Here is a 21,141-nt window from a genome sequence, read left to right as displayed (position 1 = left end):
GTATATATGCCCTTGTAAGGGATACATCAACGTACCATATACGATGCATAGGCATCGGAGATAGTACGTTATGGCCCAACACTTCCTTCTTTCCGCGAAAGCCCGGACATTGTCCGTGGTTCAAGTCGCGCGGATGACGGAAGACGAGGCGCGGGATTTGTTCCGTGCCATCCGTTGGGCCGATACGGACGGTGATCCGGTCTGCCCCCGCTGCGGCTGCTACGCGGTGTACGAGTACAAGGCGCGCAAGATCTTCAAGTGCCAGGGTTGCTCGCATCAGTTCAGCATCACGTCGGGAACGATCTTCGCGTCTCGGAAACTGCCGGTGCGCGATATCCTGCTGGCGATGGCGCTCTTTGCGAACGCTGCCAAGGGCATGTCTGCGCTGCAGCTCGGTCGTGACTTGGACGTGCAGTACAAGACGGCTTACGTGCTGGCTCACAAGATCCGTGAGGCTCTGGCAGCGGAACAGGCAGACGCCACGCTGAAAGGGACTGTTGAAGTGGACGGCGCCTATTTCGGCGGTCACGTCCGCCCGGAGAACCGGAAAGAGGATCGCAAGGATCGCCGCTTCAAGGTGAACCAGTCCGGCAAGCGCAAGGTCGTGGTTGTCATGCGTGAGCGTGGCGGACGCACCCTGCCGTTCGTGTTCCCGACCGAGGCCGCTTCACTGAACACCATTCGCGAGCGCGTCGAGCCGGGTTCTGTGATCCACGCCGACGAGGCGTCGTCTTGGGATGCGCTGCACGGTTACTACGACGCGCGCCGGGTAAACCACTCGGTAGCGTTTCTGGATGACGGCGCCTGCACCAATCAGGCGGAAAGCTACTTCTCCCGCCTGCGCCGTGCCGAGCTAGGCCAGCATCACCGGATCAGCGGGAAGTACCTGCATCAGTATGCCGGTGAGATGGCATGGCGCGAAGACAACCGCCGCCAGCCGAACGGCACTCTGTTCACGGCGATGGTCGCCGCTGCGATGGCGCATCCGGTGTCGCGGCAGTGGAAGGGGTATTGGCAGCGGAGTGCTGCGAACTGAGGAGGATAGACGATGCGTATTTGGATACTATCGCAGGCCGCGCGGTTGCTCGGCATTCAGTTTAAGGTGGACGGGCTCCCCCACGGAGCCCGTCCCTCTTTGTTGCGCGGGGAAACTAAGCAGGCTGATTAGCTGTCAGCCAGTTATTCGTCCCGCTCATCGCGTTGAAGAAGTAGTGTTTTCGGGTGAACTCGCAAACCAAGATGCGGTCATCACCATCCATGTATGCCTTGAAATGCTCGGTAACCTCTTTGGCTGTGTTGTTGAGATTCACCAGCCAAACGGATTCTTGCACTCGATGAGCATTTAGCCGTTTCAGTTCATCCCAAAGCGGCTTGTAGTCCTGAGATCCGGACTCGTTCCGGAGATCGTAGCTAACAAGGAAGTCAGTCATGGTCGTAGTCCTCATTCTGCGGAGTCTGCTCCGCGATGAAAGAGGATGCGCTTTGCGGTGAATCCCGACCCATGTATAATGGGCGGTGTGAACGATCCAGATGGCGGCGCATCCTCGCTTGCCATCATCAAGATTAAGCCGGAGGCACCACCCTCCGGCTTTTTCGTGACCACCGAACATTTTCTAAGAAAATTGCGTAAAACGCAACCATTTGGGGCGAGGCCAGTGATGGCCACAACATCTGGTGGGCCTATGCTCGCCACACGCCATTGGATTCGCAGACTCTTTCAGCCATTTCCATCCGCTTAAGCGCTCTCTTCACCCGCTTACGGATATCCTCTTTGACGAACGAGTTCTCTTCGGAGATCGCCTTCTTATCGAGGATGAAGGAGACAACGCCGGTTACGTCCAGCGGTCCTGATCTGAGGGCTTGTAGGATGAGCCGGTTGAGTTCGTTGGCTTTGAAGTAGCCGCGCTGGCGTTTGTAGATCGGTCGGATGGGGTGCTTCCCGTGATCGTAACCGAGCATGGTGAGAACGACGTCCAGCGCCTGGATCTGCTGGTCGAGTACGGAAATACGTTCTTTAGCGGTCTCACGTTCGCCTGATAGCTCAGCGCGTTTACGTATGAGGCCAGATACGGTGCGGTCCATGCCGAGAGGATAGCGGACTGGCCGTGATAACGGAGTAATCGTCTAGGTGCATTTGATACCTAATTCCGCCGGAGAGCCGGGATGACGACGTAAACTAGATCTCGATATGCCCCGAGAGATAGCGCGCGGCCTTGCCCGCCATCTCGACGCGGTCGCCCTTGAGGCTGCATTTCAGATCGCCGCCGCGGGCCGAGACCTGCCGCCCGAGCAGCTCCGTCTTGCCGAGCCTTTCCGCCCAGTAGGGGATCAGCAGGCAGTGGTTCGAGCCGGTCACCGGATCCTCGTCGATGCCGTGATTCGGCGCGAAATAGCGGCTGACGAAATCGACCTGCCGGCCCGGCGCCGTCGCCATGACGGAGACCGTCGGCAGCTTCTTCAGAGCCCCGAAATCAGGGCTGAGCGCGCGCACCTGGTCCTCGTTCTCGTAGACTGCCATCAGCCGGTCACGCTCCGGCTCCTGCGGCGCGTCGAACAGCGCGGCAGGCTTTGCCCCAAGCGCCTCAACGAGTCCTTCCGGCACCTCCCGCGGGGCCGGCGGGTAGCTCGGAAAATTCATGACGTAGTGGTCGCCATCGCGCCGTACCTTCAGGACGCCGCTCCGGGTCCGGAAACTGATTTCCGCCCGGTCCGGCATCAGGTCGTCGAAGATCAGCGCAGCACTGGCCAGGGTCGCGTGGCCGCAGAGATCGACCTCCACCGCTGGTGTGAACCAGCGCAGATGGAAATCCGCCTCGCCGCTCTCGTCCGGAACGAAGAACGCGGTTTCCGCCAGGTTGTTCTCGGCTGCGATCGACTGCATGGTGAGGTCGCTCAGCCACGAATAGAGCGGACAGATCGCCGCCGGATTGCCGGCGAAGACTTTGTCCGTAAAGGCGTCGATCTGATAAATCGGAACCCGCATGTCCTTCTTCCTCTTGGTGACGATTGTTACTCAACCAGCGTGATGTTGATCCGCCGGTTCTGCTTGCCCTTGTTCTCGATCTTGCCGACCCGGACGGTCCCGATTTCAGCCGTGGAGCGCACATGCGTCCCGCCGCAGGGCTGGAAATCGACATCCTCGCCGATGCGGATCATGCGCACCTTGCCGCTGCCCATCGGCGGCTTCACCGACATGGTACGGACGAGATCGGGATTGGCCTGAAGCTCGTCGTCGGTGATCCAGGAAATCGAGACAGGATGGTCGCCCGCTATCACTTCGTTCAGCTGCGCGGTCAGGGCGTCCTTCTCGGGCCGCTCGCCCGGAATGTTGAAATCGAGCCGGCCCTTGAGCGCGCCGATCTGCCCGCCGGTGACACCGCCATCGACGACGGCGCAGAGGATATGCAGTGCGGTATGGGTGCGCATGTGCCTGTAGCGACGGTCCCAGTCCAGGCTGACCTCGACCTCGTCTCCGACGCCCGGCAATGCCGCGCTGTCTTCCAGAACGTGCAGGATGCCGCCCTCGCCCTTCACCGTGTCGGCGATGACAGCTTCGCCCGCAGCGGTCTTCATGATGCCGGCATCGCCCGGCTGGCCGCCGCCGGTCGGGTAGAAGACGGTGCGGTCGAGCACCACGCCCTCGGGACCGGCGGCCAGCACCTTTGCGGTGCAGGATTTGAGATAGGCGTCTTCGCGGAAGAGTTCTTCGGTCACTGTGCGGCCTCCTTGAGCTTGTCTGCTTCCATCAGGACCTCTTGATAGACCGCCCGGTCGACATTGCCACCACTCAAGATGACACCGATCTTTTTCCCCCTGTTCGCGGCCGCCTCCTTCAGGCAGCCCGCGAGCGGCACCGCACCGGCACCCTCGGCGATATTGTGGGTGTCGGTGTAATAGTGCCGCATGGCCGCACGGATCTCCGCCTCGGAGACCGTAACGATGCGCTCCGCACCCTTGCAGATCAGCTCGACCGCCGCCGGGACCGGCACCCGGCAGGCGACGCCGTCGGCGAAAGTGTCCGCGCTGTTGGTCGAGACCGGCGTCTTCTGTGCGAAGGAGAGCGCATAGGCGGGCGCGTTCTCCGACACGACGCCGATCACCTCGGTCTTCAGCCCCAGCGCGTCGCGTGCCGAGATCACGCCGGATATGCCGGAGCCGAGTCCGATCGGGACATAGATCCGGTCCAGGTCAGGGCACTCGGTCAGCAACTCGAGCCCGTAGCTCGCAACGCCGCGGATCAGATCCTCGTGATAGCTCGGCAGCAGGTGCAGCCCTTCCGTCTCGCTGAGCGCGACCGCGTGTTCGAACGCGTCCTGGAAATCCTCGCCATGCTCGATCAACTCGGCACCGAGGGCGCGCATCGCCGCATTCTTTTCCACGGAATTGCCCTTCGGCACCACGACGACGGGCCGCAGTCCCGCGCGCGAGGCCGCGAAGGCGACGCTCTGGCCGTGATTGCCGCGGGTCGCGGTGATCACTCCCGGACAGTCCGGCAGCCGGCGCTTCAGATTGTCCATATAGACCAGCCCGCCGCGCACCTTGAAGGCGCCGAGCGGGGTGTGGTTCTCGTGCTTGACCCGGATCTCGGCCCCGGCACGGGCGGAGAGCAGCGGCCAGTGATGTTGCGGCGTCGGCGGGACAACGCCATGAACGAGGTCCGCCGCGTCTTCGAGCTGCTGGCGGGTAAAGGAGATTGCCACGGGTCTATCCTTTCGATGTCACGGTCTGAGCCACCGCATCATGGCAAAGCCATCGGTCGCGATCCATCCATGACACGACCACATTGTCATCATTCGAAGGGCACAAAATCGATACAATCTTGCAATTGAACCCTTCCATTAACCGAGTAATATCGAATCAATCGATATTCAATCGGAACATTGTCACAGAGACAAAGATGCACCGCCCCGCGCTCGAATGGCTCCCCAACCTGTCGGGGATCCCCGGACCCAAATATCTCGCCATCGCCCGCGCCATGGCGGAGGACATCGCGACCGGCCGGCTGGCACCGGGCACGCAGCTGCCGACCCACCGCGAGCTCGCCTACCAACTCGGTGTCACCGTCGGCACCGTCTCGCGCGCCTATGCCGAGGCCACGCGACGCGGCCTGATCGACGGCGAGGTCGGGCGCGGCACCTTCGTGCGTCGCCGGATCGGCCGCGACATGGGCGAGATCCCGGTCGGGGCGAACCGCGGCGGGATCGATTTCGGTCTGAACTATCCGCCGCTCGGCACCTCCGAGCGCGCGGCCTTCTCCGCGGCGCTGCACGAGATCGCCGACGGCCGCGACCTGATGAACCTGCTCGCCTACGCGCCCCATGGCGGCGCCCCGCGGCACCGGCAGGCAGCGGCGGACTGGATGGTGAGCCTCGGGGTGGAGACCGACGCCGACCGGGCGATTGTCACCACCGGTGGGCAGAACGGCATGCTCGCCGCCTTCTCCGCGCTGGTGCAGGCCGGCGATACAATCCTCGTCGAGAAGCTGACCTATCCCGGCATCGTTCCCCTCGCCGAAATGCTCGGCCTCAAGGTGCAGCCGGTCGAGCTCGACGCCGAAGGCCTGATCCCGGACTCGCTGGAAGAGGCCTGCCGCAGCTTCGCGCCCCGCGCGCTCTATTTCATGCCGACGCTGCAGAACCCGACCAACACGGTGATGAGCGGCCGGCGCCGCGAGCAGGTCGCGGAGATCGCCGCGCGCTACAACCTGATCCTGGTCGAGGACGACATCTACCGCTTCCTAGTCGAGGACGCGCCGGAGCCGCTCTCCAACCTGCTGCCGGACCAGTCGATCTTCATCACCTCGGCGGCGAAGCAACTCGCGCCGGGCCTGCGCATCGGCGGCGTCAGCGCGCCCCGCGCCATGGTACCGCGCCTCGAGCGCGCGATGCGCGCCTCGACCTGGATGGCCGCGCCGGCGATGGCTGAAATCTTCGCTCTCTGGGTCGATCGCGGCGTCGCGCAGCGGCTCGCCCGGGAGAAGGCCGAGGAGATGCGCCGGCGCCAGCAGGCGGCCGCCGAGATCCTGCACGGCCTCGAGTTTGCCCAGCACACGACCAGCATGCATCTCTGGCTCACGGTCCCCGCCCCCTGGACCGACCGGGACGCGGTCGCGGTGCTCGGAGAACAGGGCGTTGCCGTCTCCTCCGGCCAGGTCTTCGCCACCGCCCCCGGCGCGGGCCGCAACCGGCTCAGGCTCTCGCTCGGCAACCCGAAGGACCTGAAGACGGTCCGTCACGGCCTGACGCTCGTCGCCGACACCCTCGCCGGCGCGCCGCAGCAGGCCGCCTCGATCGTCTGAGTTACAACCCGCGCGTCGCGAACCGCATACCAAGGAACCCACGAGAATGAAGGTCGAACCCGTCACCCTCTCCGGCACCCATGTCCGCCTCGAGCCCCTGAGCGAGACCCATATCCCCGCCCTGCAGAAGGCCGCCGAGGACCCGGCGATCTGGAAATGGACCTGGCCGGGCACCGACCCGGAGGCAGTCGCCGCCTATGTCCGGCTCGCGCTGGAGAACCAGGAAAAGGGCGTGGACTGTCCCTTCGCAACGGTGGATGTCGCGAGCGGCGAGGTCGCCGGCTCGACCCGCTACATGACCATCGACCTGAAGAACAAGCGGGTCGAGATCGGCAGCACCTGGCTCAACCCGCGCTTCCAGCGCACGCCGCTCAATACCGAGGCCAAGTACCTGATGCTGAAACACGCCTTCGAGACGCTCGGCTGCATCCGCGTCGAGTTCAAGACGCATCACAAGAACGAGCAGTCCCAGAACGCCCTGAAGCGCATCGGCGCGATCTACGAGGGCACGCTCCGCCAGCACATGATCCACACCGACGGGACCCTCCGGGACTCGGTCTACTTCTCCATCCTCGACAAGGAATGGCCGGACGTGAAACTGATGCTGGAGGGGAAGCTGGGGCCGCGGGCCGGATAAGCTCCTCCGCTCAGAGAATCTCGTCCTCGTCGAGCAAAGGATCGTTTTCGAACTCTTCCTCGATCGCTTCCATCGCGCCCTCGATGGAGGATTTGCGGGGCATCTGGGCGATGTTGTAGAGCGCATCGCCCTGATTGACCGCCGGCAGGTTGCTGCGGCCCACGACAAGCCCGGAATAGGGGCTTTTCAGATCCAGTTCCTTCTCGCCGAAAGGGTCCGAGATATAGCCGAGGGACTCTCCCTTGCGGACAATGTCCCCGGCGACACGCAGGGTGCGGAAGATCCCGCCCTCGGGCGCCCGCACCCAGGCCATCTTCCGCACCAGCGGAGGCTCGACGTTTCCCAGCCTGAGACTGCGGTGCCGGATCATGCCGAGATGTTTCAGGACCTTGAGGATGCCCTTCACGCCGACCCTGGCCGAGAACTCGTCCAGCCGGAGCGCCTCTCCGGCCTCGTAGAGCAGGAGCGGCACACCGCTCTCCGCGGCGGCGGCCCGCAGCGAGCCGTCGCGCAGTTCGGCCTGCACGATCACCGGCGGTTCGAAGGCGCGGGCAAGTTCAAGCGCCGTCGTATCATCCGCACTGATGCGGATCTGCGGCAGGTTCACCCTGTGAGCCGCGGCGGAGTGCAGGTCGATCCCGAAATCGCAGAGCGACACCACGTCGTTGAGGAACCGGTAGGCGAGCTGGCTCGCCAGGGAACCGGTCTGGCTTCCCGGAAAGCTGCGGTTGAGATCGCGGCGGTCCGGAAGGTAGCGGCTGTGGCTGATGAAGCCGAACGCGTTGACGATCGGGATCAGCACCAGGGTCCCCGAAAGCCCCCTCAATGCCGCGCTGCGCGAGAGCCGCCGGATGATCTCGACACCGATGATCTCGTCCCCGTGCACGGCGGCACTGACGAACACCTTGGGCCCGTCCCGGCGGCCGTGGATGACCTGCACGGGCAAACTGATCGGAGTGTGGTTGCTGAGCAGGCTGATCGGGATTTCGACGATGCGGCGGGTTCCGGGAGGAACCTTGTCCCCGCCGATCGCAAAAGATTTACGCACGTCTTCTGGCCCTTCTGCGGCTCTTGCCGCCCTTTGTCTGCGTCCGGCCCACTCGGGCGTTCTTCTCGATGAATTCGATGATCTTGCCGGCGACATCGACATTGGTCGCCTTCTCCACCCCCTCGAGGCCCGGCGAGGAGTTGACCTCCATGACCACCGGCCCGTTATCCGAGCGCAGCATGTCGACGCCGCAGACATTGAGCCCCATGGCATTGGCGGCCTTGAGCGCAGTCGCCCGTTCCTCCCGACTGATCCTGACCGCCTCGGCGGAGCCGCCACGATGCAGGTTCGAGCGGAAGTCGCCCTCCTTGCCGCGGCGGATCATCGAGGCGACGACCTTTTCTCCGACAACCAGGCAGCGGATATCCTCGCCCTTGGCTTCCTCGACGAATTGCTGAACCAGAACATCCGTCTTCACGCCGCCGAATGCCTGGATGATGCTTTCCGCCGACTTGTCCGTTTCGGCCAGCACCACACCGATGCCCTGCGTGCCTTCCAGAAGCTTGATGATGACAGGCGTTCCGCCGGCAAGCCGGATCACTTCATCGGCATGCGAGGTGCGGTGCGCGAACACGGTGACCGGCAGCCCGACGCCTTCGCGCGACAGCAACTGCATGCTGCGCAGCTTGTCCCGGGAGCGCGAGATCGCGACAGACTCGTTCAGCGGATAGACGTCCATCATCTCGAACTGCCTGAGCACGGCCGTGCCGAAGAACGTCACCGACGCACCGATACGCGGGATGATCGCGTCGTAGCCCGTCAGGGACTCGCCCCTGTAATGCACTTCGGGATCGTTCGCCGCGATATCGATATAACAGCGCAGATGATCGATGATGTCGATCTCGTGGCCCCGCGCCTCCGCAGCCTCCACGATACGCCTGTGCGAATAGAGGTCCGGGTTTCTGCAAAGGAGGCCAATTTTCATTTGATCGCCCTTTCTTTCCTGACCCTGGTTGAAACGGTTGCCTGCCGCCGCCCGGCCACAAACGAACTGCCCGGGTCGATGAAGAAATGCTCGCGGACGGCGTGCCGGCCGAGCAGCATCCGGAAGCCGAGCGGGTCGCGGTCCGCAAGACTGATTTCGATCGGCCAGGTGAACCCGCCCAGCGTCGCATCCGTCCGGATGATGAAGCGCATCTCCCGGTGACCGTTGGAACTGGTCACCTCGCGCTGGTCACAGACTTCAGCGATGCAGTCGACCGCCGGCAGACGGTGACGCTGACGCGGATGCACCACGAACGCGACATGCGGCGTTCCGTGATCGGAAAACGGACGGATATCGAAGGCATGCAGCGCCGAGGTCCGCGCGCCGGTATCGATCTTGGTCTTGATCCGGTCGATGCCGAACTCGCCGAGGCATATCCATTCGCGCCAGCCGATGACCGGCCTGGTTTTTCTCTCGTGCCGGCTCATATGCTGTCGGAACCGTTCGCCTTTCCGGACAAGACCGCCAGACCGTCCCGGCCGCGTCGTTGTACGCGGCACCGGGCGGAAACACCATCAACTGTCACAGCGGCGCGGTCGTTCGTACGCGAGAAGCGCGCCGGGGTTTACCATGGCTCCACGATGAAACAGGACGGCGAACCGATCAACCGTTACTCCGGATCGCGCGGCTGAAGGGTCATTTCTCCACAAACCCCGCCGTCGCGACCAGCGCAAGCAGGCCGGCGCACTGGCCGCGAAGGCTCAGTTCCGGCTCCACATCGACCCATTCCTCCAGCGAATGCGCCCGGCCGCCGGCACCGCCATGGCCGAACTTGACCGCGGGCACGCCGAGCGACATCGGAATGTTGGCGTCTGTCGAGGAGGCGGAGAACTCGGGCTCGAAGCCGTAGGCCCTGATCGCGGCGACGCTGGCCTCGACGATGGTGGAGTTGTGCGGCGTGGTGCCGGCCGGCCGGTTGCCGATCCGGGTCAGTTCGACCGTGATCTCGCCGTTCGACGTGTCGCCGCGCGCGTTCTCGGCCTTCACCGCCGCCTCGATCAGCGCCTTGACCTCGCCGTCGACCCGGTCCAGCACCTCGGCGGATTCCGAGCGCAGGTCGATCTCGGTCCAGACCTCCTCCGGAATGGCGTTGACGGAGGTGCCGCCCTGGAAGGTGCTGGCGCAGTAGGAGCTGCGCGGATCGCCCGGCACCTCGATCCTCGACATGCCGACGAGAAACTGGCCGAGGGCGTAGGCCGGGTTGACCGTGCCGAAGGCGCCGAGGCTGTGCCCGCCCGGCCCCCTGAAGGCGACCCGGTAGCGGTAGGAGCCGACCCCGGCGGTCACCAGATCCTGCGTGTCGATGCCGTCGAAGGTGAAGAAGGAGGCGATGCGCTCGCGGTAGGGATTCTCGGTGAAGAGGTAGCGGATGCCGCGGAGGTCGCCCTTGCCCTCCTCGCCCACGTCGCCGACGAACAGGATGTCCTGCTCGGTCTCGATCCCGGCCGCATCGAGCGCGCGGATGAAGGCGAGCAGGGTGGCGAGCCCCTTGGTGTCGTCGCCGACGCCGGGGGCGAAGAGCTTGGTGTCCTCGCGCCGCACCGTCACGTCGGTGCCCTCCGGAAAGACCGTGTCGAGATGCGAGGCGGCGACCACGATCGGTCCGTTGCCGCGGCCGCGCCGGAGCCCGGTGACATTGCCGATGCCGTCGCGCTGCACCTCCTCCAGGCCGAGGGCGCGGAACATCTCCTCGTAGGCCGCGGCCCGCTTCTCCTCCTTGAAGGGCGGAGAGGGGATCTCGGTCAGGGTGATCAGTTCCTCGACGAATCGGTCATGGCCGGCGCGCAGCGCCTCGGCGGCCTTCTCGAAGCGGGAATGGGCGCGGATGACGCCGGTATCGTTGGTCATGGGTTGCCTTGAACGGTCAGGATGGGAGATATCGGGCCGAGCTTATCCAGTGCCGGAACTGATTTGAAGCTGAGCCCGGCGCAATGCTGTCTCTCCTGACAGGACCGAAAGGACATGACATGGTGCCGTTGCGAACGGCCGGCGAAGAAGGTTCCGGAAACAGGGATGCGACCCGCGGCGAACTTTCCATGACCGCCCTTCTTCCCGCACCCGCAAACGGACTGGACCTGCCCGATGAACGTTGACCTGCTGCTCGCGAACTGGCCGCTTCTCGCCGGCATGGTGCTGGCCGGCGCCGGCGGCGGGCTGCTGTCCGGCCTGCTCGGGGTCGGCGGCGGCATCGTCGTCGTCCCGGTGCTGTTCTCGGTCTTCACCTATCTCGACGTCTCGCCAGAGATCATCATGCACCTCACGGTCGGCACCTCCTTCGCGGCGATGATCCCGACCTCGCTGTTCTCCTCGCTCGGGCATTTTCGCAAGGGAGCGGTCGATTTCGCCATCCTGAAGGCCTGGGCGCCGTGGGCCTTTCTCGGCTGCGTCCTCGGCGTGGTCATCGCCGGACGCTCGAAGAGCGAGATCCTGATCTATGTCTTCGTCGCCGGCGCACTCGCCGTCTCGGCCTACATGTTCTTCTCCGGCGCACGGCCGACGGAAAAGGACCGCATGCCGGGCCGCCTCGGCGCGGGCGGCCTCGCCGGACTGATCGGCACGGTTTCGGCGCTCATGGGGATCGGCGGCGGCACCTTCTTCGTCCCCCTCTTCACCGCGCTCGGCACCCGGGTGCACCGGGCTGTCGGCACCTCCGCGGCGCTCGGCGTGATCGTCTCGACGCCCGGCTTCATCGGCTATGTCGCGGCCGGCTGGCAGCTCGAGGCCCTGCCGCAACTGAGTTTCGGCTTCGTCAACGTGCTCGGCGCGGCCATCCTGATGCCGGTCTCGGCGATCTTCGCGCCGCTCGGCGCCGCCCTCGCCCACCGCCTCAGCCCCCGCGTGCTGAAGGTCTGCTTCGCCCTGTTCCTGCTCGCGACATCGGCCCGGATGCTGGCGACGACGCTCTGAGGTCCGCCGGCATGCCAAACCGGGAGGTGCGGAGGCGGGCGTAACAATCTATGCTGGCAGCACGCATGGGGAGAGCCCGGGAGCCGGAAATGCGCACCACATCTATCACGCTGCTGCTTGCCCTCACACTCGGCGCCTGCGCCGGCCTGCCCGACGGCAGCCCCGAGTCCCGCACCGCCGCCCGTTTCGAAACCATCCGGCACGATCGCACCCTTTCCCGCGCCTTCCTGCAGGCGATGCCGAAGGGTGCTGACCTGCACACCCACCTCTCCGGCGCGGTCTATGCCGAGGCCTATATCGACTGGGCCGCCGACCCGGATCTCGGGCTCTGCTGGGATCCGGGCGTGCGTTCCATCCTGGACTGCGCCGCGCATGTCCCGCCTGTCGCGAAACCGGATTGCAGGGAGGCGACCCAGGTGCGGATGAGCGACGCGGCCACGAGCGACGCCTGCAGGGCCGCGATCACCGACAATCTCTCGATGCGCAACTTTCGCCCGAACCCGCTCTCGGGCGAACGCTCCGGCCACGACCAGTTCTTCGCCACCTTCGCCCGCTTCGGCGCGGTCTCCGGCCAGCACAAGGCCCAGAGCCTCGCCTGGCTGGCCCGCAACGCGGCCCTGCAGAACGTGGTCTATGTCGAGCCGATGATGACCCTCGGCTGGGTCAATCCGGCGGATCTCGGGGTCACGCAGAAGCTGAAGGGCGGCAGCGATGCCGAACTCGCCGCCTTCGAACAGGCCCTGCTCGATCACGGCTTCGAAAAACTCGTGGACCAGGGCGCCGGGATCCTGAACGCCGCCATGCAGGGCGCCCGCGCCGAGATGGGCTGCGACGGCGCCGCGCCGGAGCCCGGCTGCACGGTCACCCTGCGCCAGCTCGGCCAGAGCATCCGCACCCAGCCGCCGGAGAACACCTTCGCGCAGATCATGCTGCATCACATGATCGCCGACCGGGAGAAGCTCAGCGTCGGGGTCAATTTCGTCGCCCCGGAGGACTATCATGTCGCGCTCCGGGACTATTCCCTGCACATGAAGATCTTTGGCTACTTCAAGCGCAAGTACGATCGCGTCGGCCTCTCGCTCCATGCTGGCGAGCTCTGGCTCGGCGTCACCGAACTCGAGGACATGACCTTCCATATCCGCGAGGCGGTGGAAATCGCCGGCGTCGACCGCGTCGGCCACGGCGTCGATATCGGCTTCGAGCACGGCAGCGAGGACCTGATCGCCCGCATGGCGAAGGACGGCATCGCGGTCGAGATCAATCTCTCCAGCAACGAGCAAATCCTCGGCGTGAAGGACCGGGACCACCCCTTCCCGACCTATCTCCGCGCCGGCGTGCCGGTGATGCTCTCCACCGACGACGAGGGCGTCGAGCGGATCGACCTCTCGAGCCAGTACCAGCTGGCCTCCGAGCGCTACGGGCTGAACTATGCGGAGCTGAAGATGCTGTCGCGGCAAAGCCTGGAGCAGAGCTTCCTCACCGGCGCCTCGCTCTGGTACGACTTCCGCGTCTCCCAGCCGGTCGGCCCCTGCGCGCACGGCTTCGAGACGGCGGACTGCAAGGCGTTCATTGCCCGGAGCGATAAGGCGCGGGCACAGGTCGAGCTGGAGAAGCGATACGCGGCGTTCGAGGGGCGGTGGTGAGTCGCCAATCGGCACCCCGAGCCGAATGATTGCGGCCCAGCTCCGGTCGTCCGGATAAAGAAGTATAGATTCCAATACTCTGACCAGTCCAAGATAGCGCGCATGTCCGCACGAAGACGGACAGCAGCATCAGGAGCGAAACGAACCATGAGCGGGACACCCGTCACCCCCTTCAGCACACGCACCATGAACCTCGCGCATCTGGTCGAGCAGCAGGCGCGGCGCTTGCCCGACGCACCCGCCTTCGTCTGGGGCGAGACCGTGTGGAGCTGGCGCGCCTTCGACCGGCGGGTGAAGGCGATGGCCGCCGTGCTGGCGACCGAGGGCGGGGTCGGCAAGGGGGACCGGGTGCTGGTGCAGTCGCAGAACTGCAACCAGCTGTTCGAGAGCCTGTTCGCCTGTTTCCGGCTCGGCGCCGTCTGGGTGCCGGCGAATTTCCGCGGCATGCCGGACGATCTCGCCTGGATGGCGGAACTGTCCGGCGCTAGGGCGATGATCTGCAACGCCGCCTTCCCGGAGCATGCCGCGATCAAGGGGCCGGAGCTGGAAACCCGCTTCGCCATCGGCGAGGCGGCGTTCGGCCCGGACATCGATACCCTGATGGAGAAGCACGCCGACGCGGTGCCTCCTCTAGCATCCGTCGACCGGGACGACCCGGCCTGGCTGTTCTTCACCTCCGGCACCTCCGGGCGCCCGAAAGCCTCGGTCCTGACCCACGGCCAGCTCGGATTCGTCATCAACAACCACCTTTGCGATCTCGTCCCCGGCGTGACCGAACAGGACGCTTCCCTGGTCGTGGCACCGCTCTCCCACGGGGCGGGCATGCACCAGCTCATGATGGCGGCGCGCGGGGCGCCGACGATCCTGCCCGCCGCACCGCGCTTCGACACGGCCGAGATCTGGTCGCTCGTCGCGCGCTGGCGGGTCAGCAACATGTTCACCGTGCCGACGATCCTGAAGATGCTGGTCGAGGCGCCGGAAGCGATGACAGCCGACCATTCGAGCCTGCGCTACGTGATCTATGCGGGCGCGCCGATGTACCGCGCCGACCAGGTCAGGGCGCTCGAGGTGCTGGGGCCGGTGCTGGTGCAGTATTTCGGGCTCGGCGAGGTGACCGGCGCCATCACCTACCTGCCGCCGCGGGACCATTCGGCGGGCGACGACATGCGGGTCGGGACCTGCGGTTTTCCGCGCACCGGCATGCAGGTGGAGATCCAGGGCGATGACGGCGCGGCGCTCGCCCCCGGCGAGACCGGGGAGATCTGCGTCACCGGCGGCGCGGTCTTCGCCGGCTACTGGCGGAACCCGGAGGCGAACGCGAAGAGCTTCCGCGACGGCTGGTTCCGCACCGGCGATATCGGGCACATGGACGCGGAAGGCTATGTCTACATCACCGGCCGGGCGTCGGACATGTACATCTCCGGCGGCTCCAACATCTATCCGCGCGAGATCGAGGAGAAGATCCTGCTGCATCCGGCGGTGACCGAGACCGCGGTCTTCGGCATGCCGGACCCGAAATGGGGCGAGATCGGCATTGCCGTCTGCGTGCTGAAGGAGGGCGAGAGCCTCGACGGTGCCGCGCTGGATGCGTATCTCCGCGAGCGCATCGCCTCCTACAAGCTGCCGCGGCAGTATTTCTTCTGGGACAGCCTGCCGAAGACCGGTTACGGCAAGCTCTCCAAAAGGGTGATCCGCGCCGAGCTGGAAGAGAGGCTCGCCGCCGGCGAGAGCGCCGCCTGATGCGCGCCGTCACCCATCCGGGCCCGGTCGCGGCGGAGCGGCAGGAGATCCTGCCCGCCGAAGGCCGCCCCGTCGCGCTGACGCTGGGAGCAGGCCTTCCGCTCGAGGACGCGGTCGCGGAAGCGATGGCGGCGGAGGGGCTCGACGGCGCCTGGCTCGAGATCGAGGAGGCGATCGTCTCCACCCTCGACTACGTGATCCCCGCGCTCTCGCCCGACGAGGACCATGTCGCCTGGTATTCCGATATCCGCTCCTTCGGCGGCCCCGGACGGATCGAGAAGCTCGGCATGATGGTCGGGCGCGAGGGCGGTGCTTCCTTCCTGCACGGTCACGGCCTCTGGGCGCCGGCAGGCGGAGAGATCGCCATGGGGCACATCCTCGCGCCGCGAACCATGCTCGCCGCGCCCGCCGTCGCGCGCGGCACCGGACTCGCCGGCGCGCGCTTCGAGCGCCGCCCGGACGAGGAAACCAACTTCACGCTGTTTCGGCCCTCCGGAAAGGAACGCGAGGCGGAGACTGCCGACTACGCCCTCGTCCGGCTCGCGCCGAACCAGGATTTCTCGGACGCCCTCGACACCGCATGCGCCCGGCTCGGCTGGGAGAGCGCGCGGGTGCACGGTCTCGGCAGCCTGATCGGCGCCGCCTTCGAGGATGGCGGCACGCTTGACAGCCTGCCGACGGAGTTCCTGATCCTCGACGCGGAAGCGCGCGCGGAAGGCCGGACCGGGCCCGGCCCCGAGATCGCCATCGTCGGCGTCGAGGGCGGCGATATCCGGAGCGGAGCGCTCAAGCGGGGCGGGAACGCCGTCCTGATCACGGCGGAATTGCTGCTGGAACGCTGTTGAGCTGCCGGGCCGGGGGTCGATCCGGATCGAAAAAAGGGCACCGCCTTGCAGCGGTGCCCCCAAGTGCGCTCTCGGGATCAGGGGTCGGGAGAGCGAAGTCTCAGAGCACGATGTCGATCACGCTGTAGCTCTCGACATTGCGCAGGGTGAGGTCGATCGAGTCGAACTCGAAAGCGCCCCTGGAGCCGCCGTCGATCCAGTCCTGCAGACCGGCGAGATCGGCCTGGACCTCGGCGCGTCCCTGTTCTTCCAGGGTGAGACCGAGCTCCAGGGTGTCTTGGCCCTGGCCGCCATTCAGGAAATTGATGACGCCCTCGTTCTCTCCGAAGCTGAAGAGGAACAGGTCATCGCCCTGTCCGCCATGCAGGCTGTCGGACCCGTACCCGCCGTCGAGCGTGTCGTTCCCGGCATTGCCGAGCAGGGTATCGTCCCCGGCGCCGCCCTGGATCAGATCCGCGTTCGCGCCGCCTCGGAGGCTGTCATTGCCGGCCTCGCCGTGCAGCTCGTCCGCTCCGCTGCCGCCGCGGACCTGATCGTCGCCGATGCCGCCAAAGACGGTATCGCTGCCCTGGCCGCCATGCAGATCGTCATTGCCGTCGCCACCGAGCAGCAGATCCTCTCCGAGATTGCCGCGGAGGGTATCGGCCCCGACGCCGCCCTGGAGCAGGTCGTCGCCCGCGCCTCCGAGGAGACTGTCATTGCCGGTCTCGCCGTGCAGTTCGTCAGCCCCGCTGCCGCCACGAACCTCGTCATCGCCGATGCCGCCGAAGACGGTATCGTTGCCCTGCCCGCCATGCAGGTCGTCATTGCCGTTCTGACCAAGGAGAAGGTCGTCGCCGAGATTGCCGCGGAGCGTGTCGTCCCCGGCATCTCCGGAGAGCAAGTCGTTGCTCGCGCCGCCGAAGACCAGGTCGTTGTCGGCGCCGCCCTCGATCGCGTCCGCGTCAGACCCGCCGCGGAGTTCGTCGTTGCCGCCCCCGCCGAGCAGGGTGTCGTTGCCGGTCCCGGCACGGAGCGTGTCGTCTCCGAAGCCGCCGTCGAGCAGATCGGAGCCCTGACCGCCGTGCATGGAATCACTGCCGTCGCCGCCGATCACGGTATCGTTGCCCTGGCCGCCATGCAGGTTGTCGTCGCCGGTCCCGCCGTCGAGCGCGTCGTCGCCCTGGTTGCCGCGCAGGGTGTCGCTGCTGGCTCCACCCTCCAGCGTGTCGGAATCGGCTCCGCCGACGACGGAGTCGTTGCCCGCGCCGCCAAGCACCGTGTCGGTACCCTGCCCGCCATGCAGATTGTCGTCGCCGGTCCCGCCGTCGAGACTGTCGTTGCCGAGATTCCCCCGCAGGGTATCCGCGCCGTCCCCGCCGGAAATGACGTCGTTGCCCTGGCCGCCCCGGATCGAGTCCGGATCGCTGCCGCCGACCAGGGTGTCGTCGCCCGGGCTCGGCTCGGACGCGGCCAGCGTAATGGTGGTGCTGCTGCCGTCGAACGAAGCCGAGAAGACACCGGAGACGCCGGTCAGGGTCAGGGTCCCGCCGCCGAGGGCGATATTGCCGGCAGCCGTATTGTTCAGGCTCGAGAGGTCGGCGCCGGTGACGTCAATCTCATCGCCCTGGCTGAAATCGGCGATCGTGTCGCCCGCCAGCTGGGATTCCGAGCCGCGGAAAAGGTCGTTCCCCGCGCCGCCAACAAGCAGATCGGCGCCGGCCTCGCCTCTGATGTAATCGTCGCCCGCGCCGCCGTCGATCGTGTCGTCGCCGCTGTTGCCGCGCATCACGTTGGCCCCGGCATCGCCGGTGATCGAGTCGTTGAAGCTGCTGCCCCGGACACCCTCGACATCGATCAGAACGTCGGTCCCGACGCCTGCCCCGCTCGCCGTTCCGGCGTCGAGATCGACGGTCACGCCGCCGGAGGCGTCGCGATATTCGGCCCGCGTGAAGGACCCGGTGCCGCCGCTGCCGATGATGGTGTCGTCGCCGGCCCCGGCCCGTACGTCCAGGATACCGATCGCGCCGGGCGCCGTGCCCCCGGTATCGATCACGTCATTGCCGGAAGTTCCGCGGATATTGACGCCGCCCGCGGCATTGCCGGTCAGATGGTTCACCAGCGTGTCGGTGCCGTCGGTCCCCTTGGAGATGGTTCCGCCGGAATAGTCGACATTGATCGATTGGGCACTGCTCCGGTAATCGAGAATAAACCAGCCGGCATCGTTCTGCAGGTCAATCGTGTCGTTGCCCTGGTTGGTCGCGATACCATCAAAGCCGGTGACCGGATCGTAGATCCCGTCATTGCCCATGTAGATGTAATCGTCGCCGGCGCCGGCCTGGCCCCAGTCGTCGCCGGAGCCCATGATGATGGTGTCGTTGCCGTTTCCGGCCTGGAACCAGTCGTCGTTTCCGGCACCGAGATCGAGCAGGTCGTTGCCGTCACCGCCGAACAGGTTGTCGTTGCCCGCGCCGCCGACGAGGCTGTCGTCGCCGCCGAGGCCGCTGACGGTGTCGTTACCCGCAAGCCCGTCGATCGTGTCGCTGCCGGGGCTGCCGAGCAGGAAGTCGTCGCCCGGCGTGGCCGAGCCGATTTCCGAGAGCTCGAAGCCCGTGCGGGCCTCCCCGCCGAAACTGGAATCCCAGATGTTCGAGAGCTGCAGGACGCCATTGGCGGTAAAGGCCGCCTCGGCCGTGCCGTCCAGATTCTCGTCGACCGAGATCGTGGTCACCGAGCCGTCGTTGCTGACGCTGATGTTCCCGGCGTTCAGGACGGCGCCGTCATACAGGAAGTAATCGGTCTCGCCGCCGACATTCACGTCGGTGAAGATATCGCCGTCGAGATCCTCGGCACGGCCCTGGAACTCGTCGCGGCCGGCCCCACCCACGAGCGTGTCCGATCCGGTGCCGCCGAGCACGGTGTCGTTGCCGGCACCGCCGTCGACATAATCGTTGCCGCCAGAATTGCTGTGATAGAGGTCGCCTTCGACCCAATCGTCGCCGCCGCCGCCATCAATCTGGTCGCTGCCGTTCTCCCCGAAGAGCCGGTTGGCGTTGGCATCACCGGTGAGCGTGTCGTCATGCGACCCGCCATTGGCATTGAAGATACCGGAGACCGTATCAGTGCCGCCCTGGCCGTCCTGCACGATCCCGGTGGTGAAATCCACATGCACCGCGGTGGTGGCGTTGTAGTGGTTGAGGTATCCGTCGCTCCCGTTGCCGGTCAGCAGGTCATTGCCCGCATTACCCTGGAACTGGTTGGTGAAGGCGTCGCCGACGATGGTGTCGTCATGGGCCGAGCCCCAGACCCCCTCGATCTCGATCAGGGTATCGGTTCCGCCCTCGCCGTCGCTCGCGACACCGCTCTGCAGGTTGACATTCACGCCGGAGGAAGCGTTCAGATAATTGGCCGAGTCGTTCCAATTGTGGTCGCCGCCGATCAGCGTGTCGTTGCCGGCGCCGCCTTCGAGCCCGTCGTCGCCATTGTTGCCGTAGAGCAGGTCGTCGCCGTCGCTGCCCCAGACCTGGTCGTCGCCGTCACCGCCATAGACCGTGTCGTTGCCGCCGGCCGGGTTGATTGTGTCATTGCCGCCAAGCGCCGAGATCAGGTCGTCGCCCGCGCTGCCGACGATGGAATCGTCGCCGCCGGTCGCCGAACTGAGGGAAGACAGGTCGAAACCTGTCCGCGTGGTCGAACCGAAACTGCCGTCGAAGATACCGTTCAACTGCACCAGTCCGTTGACGGTGAAGGTCGCATCGACGGAACCGTCGTTGCCCTCGTCGATGGCCACGGTGGTGTTCGCGCCGTCATTGCTCAGTTGGAAGTCGTCGGCATCGAGAAGCGCGCCGTCATAATAGAAATAGTCGGTCGTGCCCCCCAGATTGACATCGGTGAAAGTGTCGCCGTTGAGTTCTGCGGCCGTGCCCTGGAACTGGTCGCTCCCGGCACCTCCCGCCAGTTCGTCCGCGCCGAGACCGCCGATCAGAACGTCATCGCCGTCGCCGCCATGAATGGTGTCGTTGCCGAGCGCATTGTCTCCGTCGCCGACGAGGAAGTCGTTGCCCCCGCCGCCGGAAATCAGGTCGTCGCTACCTCCCCCTTCCAGGGTCTCCGCCGCCGACGAACCGTTGAGCGTGTCGCCATATTCCGACCCGACGACGCGGCGCACGCCGACCAGGCTGTCAGTGTCGCCCCAATTGTCCGTCGCGGTGCCCGCATCGAGATCCACCGTGACCCCGGACCCGGTGGAGCCGTTGCTGTCGAACGGATCATCCCGGTAACCAACCTGGACCTGATCGCTGCCGGCCACGATGGTATCGCTGCCGGATCCGCCCTCGATATAGCCGGACGACGCCGAGATGGAGTCGTTCCCGCCACGGCCGAGCACATATTGCAGCTCGGACCCGGCCTCGACCGTATCGTCGCCCGCCGAGCCCTGGAACGCCTCGATGCCGACAAGAGTATCGGTTCCGCCACCCCCGTCATCGACAAGTCCGGTACCGAAATCGACCGATACACCTGCATCGCGTTCCTCGTACGCGACCGCGTCCGGCTGACCGGAGTCGTTGCCCCCGCCATCGACATAGTCGTTGCCGTATCCGGGATTGAAGAAATCGGAACCATCGCCGCCGTAGAGCACGTCGTTGCCGTTCGGGTCCCCGGTTCCGGACGGGGTATATTCATCTCCCACGATAGTGTCGTTGCCGTCGCCGCCGAAAACGGTGTCGCCACCCTGGTTGCCGTGCAACTGGTCGTTCCCGCCATATCCCTCGATCAGGTCGCCGTCGACCGTGCCGCCGAGGAAATCATCGCCCGTACCACCTGTAAGCGTCGCCATGTCACCCTCCCGAAAATGAGATTTCGTCGACCCCCGCCATAACGCTCAATCTGATCGCGACCGACAGAGGCCTTCGTCACCCATTCGGAGTATCCGGTGGACGTTATTCAGTCGTTATTCTATGGATCCGGGACCGATAACGGCGCATTACTCGGCAACATATCAACCTGAGAATAATCTCAGAATATTAACGCGCCAGATGCGCGATTAAATACTATATAG

17 protein-coding genes are annotated in these 21,141 nt (G+C 65.5%); 7 read left to right on the top strand and 10 right to left on the bottom strand.

The genetic code is table 11. The annotated features are described in order from the left end of the window. Positions 1–70 precede the first annotated feature (70 nt). The gene (locus ACOOE1_RS17950; protein ID WP_420403576.1) at positions 71–1,036 is read left to right on the top strand and encodes an IS1595 family transposase; all 966 of its coding nucleotides are present in this window, start codon (positions 71–73) and stop codon (positions 1,034–1,036) included. A gap of 115 nt (positions 1,037–1,151) precedes the next feature. Here ACOOE1_RS17950 and cas2 read toward each other — a convergent pair whose 3' ends face one another. The 5 genes from cas2 to ACOOE1_RS17925 all read right to left on the bottom strand — a co-directional run bounded on the left by cas2 (position 1,152) and on the right by ACOOE1_RS17925 (position 4,700). Continuing rightward, a complete protein-coding gene (gene cas2, locus ACOOE1_RS17945) occupies positions 1,152–1,430 on the bottom strand; it encodes a CRISPR-associated endonuclease Cas2 (RefSeq protein ID WP_420403575.1) in 279 nt (92 codons plus the stop codon). A gap of 250 nt (positions 1,431–1,680) precedes the next feature. Next, positions 1,681–2,082 carry a hypothetical protein gene (locus tag ACOOE1_RS17940; RefSeq protein WP_420403574.1) on the bottom strand — a complete coding sequence of 134 codons (402 nt, stop codon included), beginning with the start codon at positions 2,080–2,082 and terminating at the stop codon, positions 1,681–1,683. Positions 2,083–2,176: 94 nt separating this feature from the next. Further along, positions 2,177–2,983, bottom strand: coding sequence for a PhzF family phenazine biosynthesis protein (locus tag ACOOE1_RS17935; RefSeq protein ID WP_420403573.1), 807 nt, complete (start codon positions 2,981–2,983; stop codon positions 2,177–2,179). A 26-nt stretch (positions 2,984–3,009) separates the two neighbouring features. Continuing rightward, entirely contained in the window at positions 3,010–3,714 is a 705-nt protein-coding gene (locus ACOOE1_RS17930) for an alanyl-tRNA editing protein (RefSeq protein ID WP_420403572.1), read from the bottom strand. Further along, complete coding sequence (locus ACOOE1_RS17925) at positions 3,711–4,700, bottom strand: threonine dehydratase (RefSeq protein ID WP_420403571.1); 990 nt, start codon at positions 4,698–4,700, stop codon at positions 3,711–3,713. Before ACOOE1_RS17925 ends, ACOOE1_RS17930 begins: the two co-directional genes overlap by 4 nt. A 197-nt stretch (positions 4,701–4,897) precedes the next feature. Here ACOOE1_RS17925 and ACOOE1_RS17920 point away from each other — a divergent pair, with 197 nt between their 5' ends. Together ACOOE1_RS17920 and ACOOE1_RS17915 are read left to right on the top strand one after the other, a co-directional pair. After that, positions 4,898–6,298 (top strand): PLP-dependent aminotransferase family protein, encoded by a 1,401-nt coding sequence (locus ACOOE1_RS17920; RefSeq protein WP_420403570.1) that lies wholly within the window; start codon positions 4,898–4,900, stop codon positions 6,296–6,298. A 46-nt stretch (positions 6,299–6,344) separates the two neighbouring features. Continuing rightward, positions 6,345–6,935: a GNAT family N-acetyltransferase gene (locus ACOOE1_RS17915; RefSeq protein ID WP_420403569.1), complete on the top strand. Its 591-nt coding sequence runs from the start codon at positions 6,345–6,347 to the stop codon at positions 6,933–6,935. A gap of 10 nt (positions 6,936–6,945) precedes the next feature. Here the strand turns inward: ACOOE1_RS17915 and ACOOE1_RS17910 are convergent, their stop codons facing one another. The 4 genes from ACOOE1_RS17910 to ACOOE1_RS17895 all read right to left on the bottom strand — a co-directional run bounded on the left by ACOOE1_RS17910 (position 6,946) and on the right by ACOOE1_RS17895 (position 10,816). Beyond that, the gene (locus tag ACOOE1_RS17910) at positions 6,946–7,983 is read right to left on the bottom strand and encodes a succinylglutamate desuccinylase/aspartoacylase family protein (RefSeq protein WP_420403568.1); all 1,038 of its coding nucleotides are present in this window, start codon (positions 7,981–7,983) and stop codon (positions 6,946–6,948) included. Continuing rightward, positions 7,976–8,908, bottom strand: coding sequence for a 30S ribosomal protein S6--L-glutamate ligase (gene rimK, locus ACOOE1_RS17905; protein WP_420403567.1), 933 nt, complete (start codon positions 8,906–8,908; stop codon positions 7,976–7,978). The genes ACOOE1_RS17910 and rimK overlap by 8 nt, the downstream gene beginning before the upstream one ends. Then, positions 8,905–9,396: an ATP-dependent zinc protease gene (locus tag ACOOE1_RS17900; RefSeq protein WP_420403566.1), complete on the bottom strand. Its 492-nt coding sequence runs from the start codon at positions 9,394–9,396 to the stop codon at positions 8,905–8,907. The genes rimK and ACOOE1_RS17900 overlap by 4 nt, the downstream gene beginning before the upstream one ends. A 208-nt stretch (positions 9,397–9,604) precedes the next feature. Next, the gene (locus ACOOE1_RS17895; RefSeq protein ID WP_420403565.1) at positions 9,605–10,816 is read right to left on the bottom strand and encodes a M20/M25/M40 family metallo-hydrolase; all 1,212 of its coding nucleotides are present in this window, start codon (positions 10,814–10,816) and stop codon (positions 9,605–9,607) included. Between the two features lie 234 nt (positions 10,817–11,050). Between ACOOE1_RS17895 and ACOOE1_RS17890 the strand changes: the two genes are divergently transcribed. From ACOOE1_RS17890 to ACOOE1_RS17875, 4 genes are all read left to right on the top strand, one after another. Continuing rightward, positions 11,051–11,875: a sulfite exporter TauE/SafE family protein gene (locus tag ACOOE1_RS17890; RefSeq protein WP_420403564.1), complete on the top strand. Its 825-nt coding sequence runs from the start codon at positions 11,051–11,053 to the stop codon at positions 11,873–11,875. A gap of 89 nt (positions 11,876–11,964) precedes the next feature. Further along, positions 11,965–13,518, top strand: coding sequence for an adenosine deaminase family protein (locus tag ACOOE1_RS17885; protein WP_420403563.1), 1,554 nt, complete (start codon positions 11,965–11,967; stop codon positions 13,516–13,518). A gap of 147 nt (positions 13,519–13,665) precedes the next feature. Further along, positions 13,666–15,258 carry an acyl-CoA synthetase gene (locus ACOOE1_RS17880; RefSeq protein WP_420403562.1) on the top strand — a complete coding sequence of 531 codons (1,593 nt, stop codon included), beginning with the start codon at positions 13,666–13,668 and terminating at the stop codon, positions 15,256–15,258. Beyond that, a complete protein-coding gene (locus tag ACOOE1_RS17875; RefSeq protein ID WP_420403561.1) occupies positions 15,258–16,103 on the top strand; it encodes a hypothetical protein in 846 nt (281 codons plus the stop codon). The genes ACOOE1_RS17880 and ACOOE1_RS17875 overlap by 1 nt, the downstream gene beginning before the upstream one ends. Positions 16,104–16,203: 100 nt before the next feature. On the opposite strand, the gene ACOOE1_RS17870 is transcribed toward ACOOE1_RS17875, so the two are convergent. Further along, on the bottom strand, positions 16,204–20,919 hold the full coding sequence (locus ACOOE1_RS17870) for a hypothetical protein (RefSeq protein WP_420403560.1): 4,716 nt from the start codon (positions 20,917–20,919) through the stop codon (positions 16,204–16,206). Positions 20,920–21,141 lie beyond the last annotated feature (222 nt).

Source organism: Nisaea sp. (genome assembly GCF_965216895.1).
Classification (GTDB): domain Bacteria; phylum Pseudomonadota; class Alphaproteobacteria; order Thalassobaculales; family Thalassobaculaceae; genus Nisaea.
The sequence above is the reverse complement of the archived record's forward strand: the minus strand, read 5'-3'. Positions and strand labels throughout refer to the sequence as shown.

Bases quoted from the DNA above. Each gene is read 5' to 3' on its own strand.
- ACOOE1_RS17920 (WP_420403570.1), top strand. From the start codon at position 4,898: ATGCACCGCCCCGCGCTCGAATGGCTCCCCAACCTGTCGGGGATCCCC.
- ACOOE1_RS17895 (WP_420403565.1), bottom strand. From the start codon at position 10,816: ATGACCAACGATACCGGCGTCATCCGCGCCCATTCCCGCTTCGAGAAG.
- rimK (WP_420403567.1), bottom strand. From the start codon at position 8,908: ATGAAAATTGGCCTCCTTTGCAGAAACCCGGACCTCTATTCGCACAGG.
- ACOOE1_RS17870 (WP_420403560.1), bottom strand. From the start codon at position 20,919: ATGGCGACGCTTACAGGTGGTACGGGCGATGATTTCCTCGGCGGCACG.
- ACOOE1_RS17875 (WP_420403561.1), top strand. From the start codon at position 15,258: ATGCGCGCCGTCACCCATCCGGGCCCGGTCGCGGCGGAGCGGCAGGAG.
- ACOOE1_RS17880 (WP_420403562.1), top strand. From the start codon at position 13,666: ATGAGCGGGACACCCGTCACCCCCTTCAGCACACGCACCATGAACCTC.
- ACOOE1_RS17935 (WP_420403573.1), bottom strand. From the start codon at position 2,983: ATGCGGGTTCCGATTTATCAGATCGACGCCTTTACGGACAAAGTCTTC.
- ACOOE1_RS17940 (WP_420403574.1), bottom strand. From the start codon at position 2,082: ATGGACCGCACCGTATCTGGCCTCATACGTAAACGCGCTGAGCTATCA.
- ACOOE1_RS17900 (WP_420403566.1), bottom strand. From the start codon at position 9,396: ATGAGCCGGCACGAGAGAAAAACCAGGCCGGTCATCGGCTGGCGCGAA.
- ACOOE1_RS17890 (WP_420403564.1), top strand. From the start codon at position 11,051: ATGAACGTTGACCTGCTGCTCGCGAACTGGCCGCTTCTCGCCGGCATG.
- ACOOE1_RS17915 (WP_420403569.1), top strand. From the start codon at position 6,345: ATGAAGGTCGAACCCGTCACCCTCTCCGGCACCCATGTCCGCCTCGAG.
- ACOOE1_RS17885 (WP_420403563.1), top strand. From the start codon at position 11,965: ATGCGCACCACATCTATCACGCTGCTGCTTGCCCTCACACTCGGCGCC.
- ACOOE1_RS17950 (WP_420403576.1), top strand. From the start codon at position 71: ATGGCCCAACACTTCCTTCTTTCCGCGAAAGCCCGGACATTGTCCGTG.
- cas2 (WP_420403575.1), bottom strand. From the start codon at position 1,430: ATGACTGACTTCCTTGTTAGCTACGATCTCCGGAACGAGTCCGGATCT.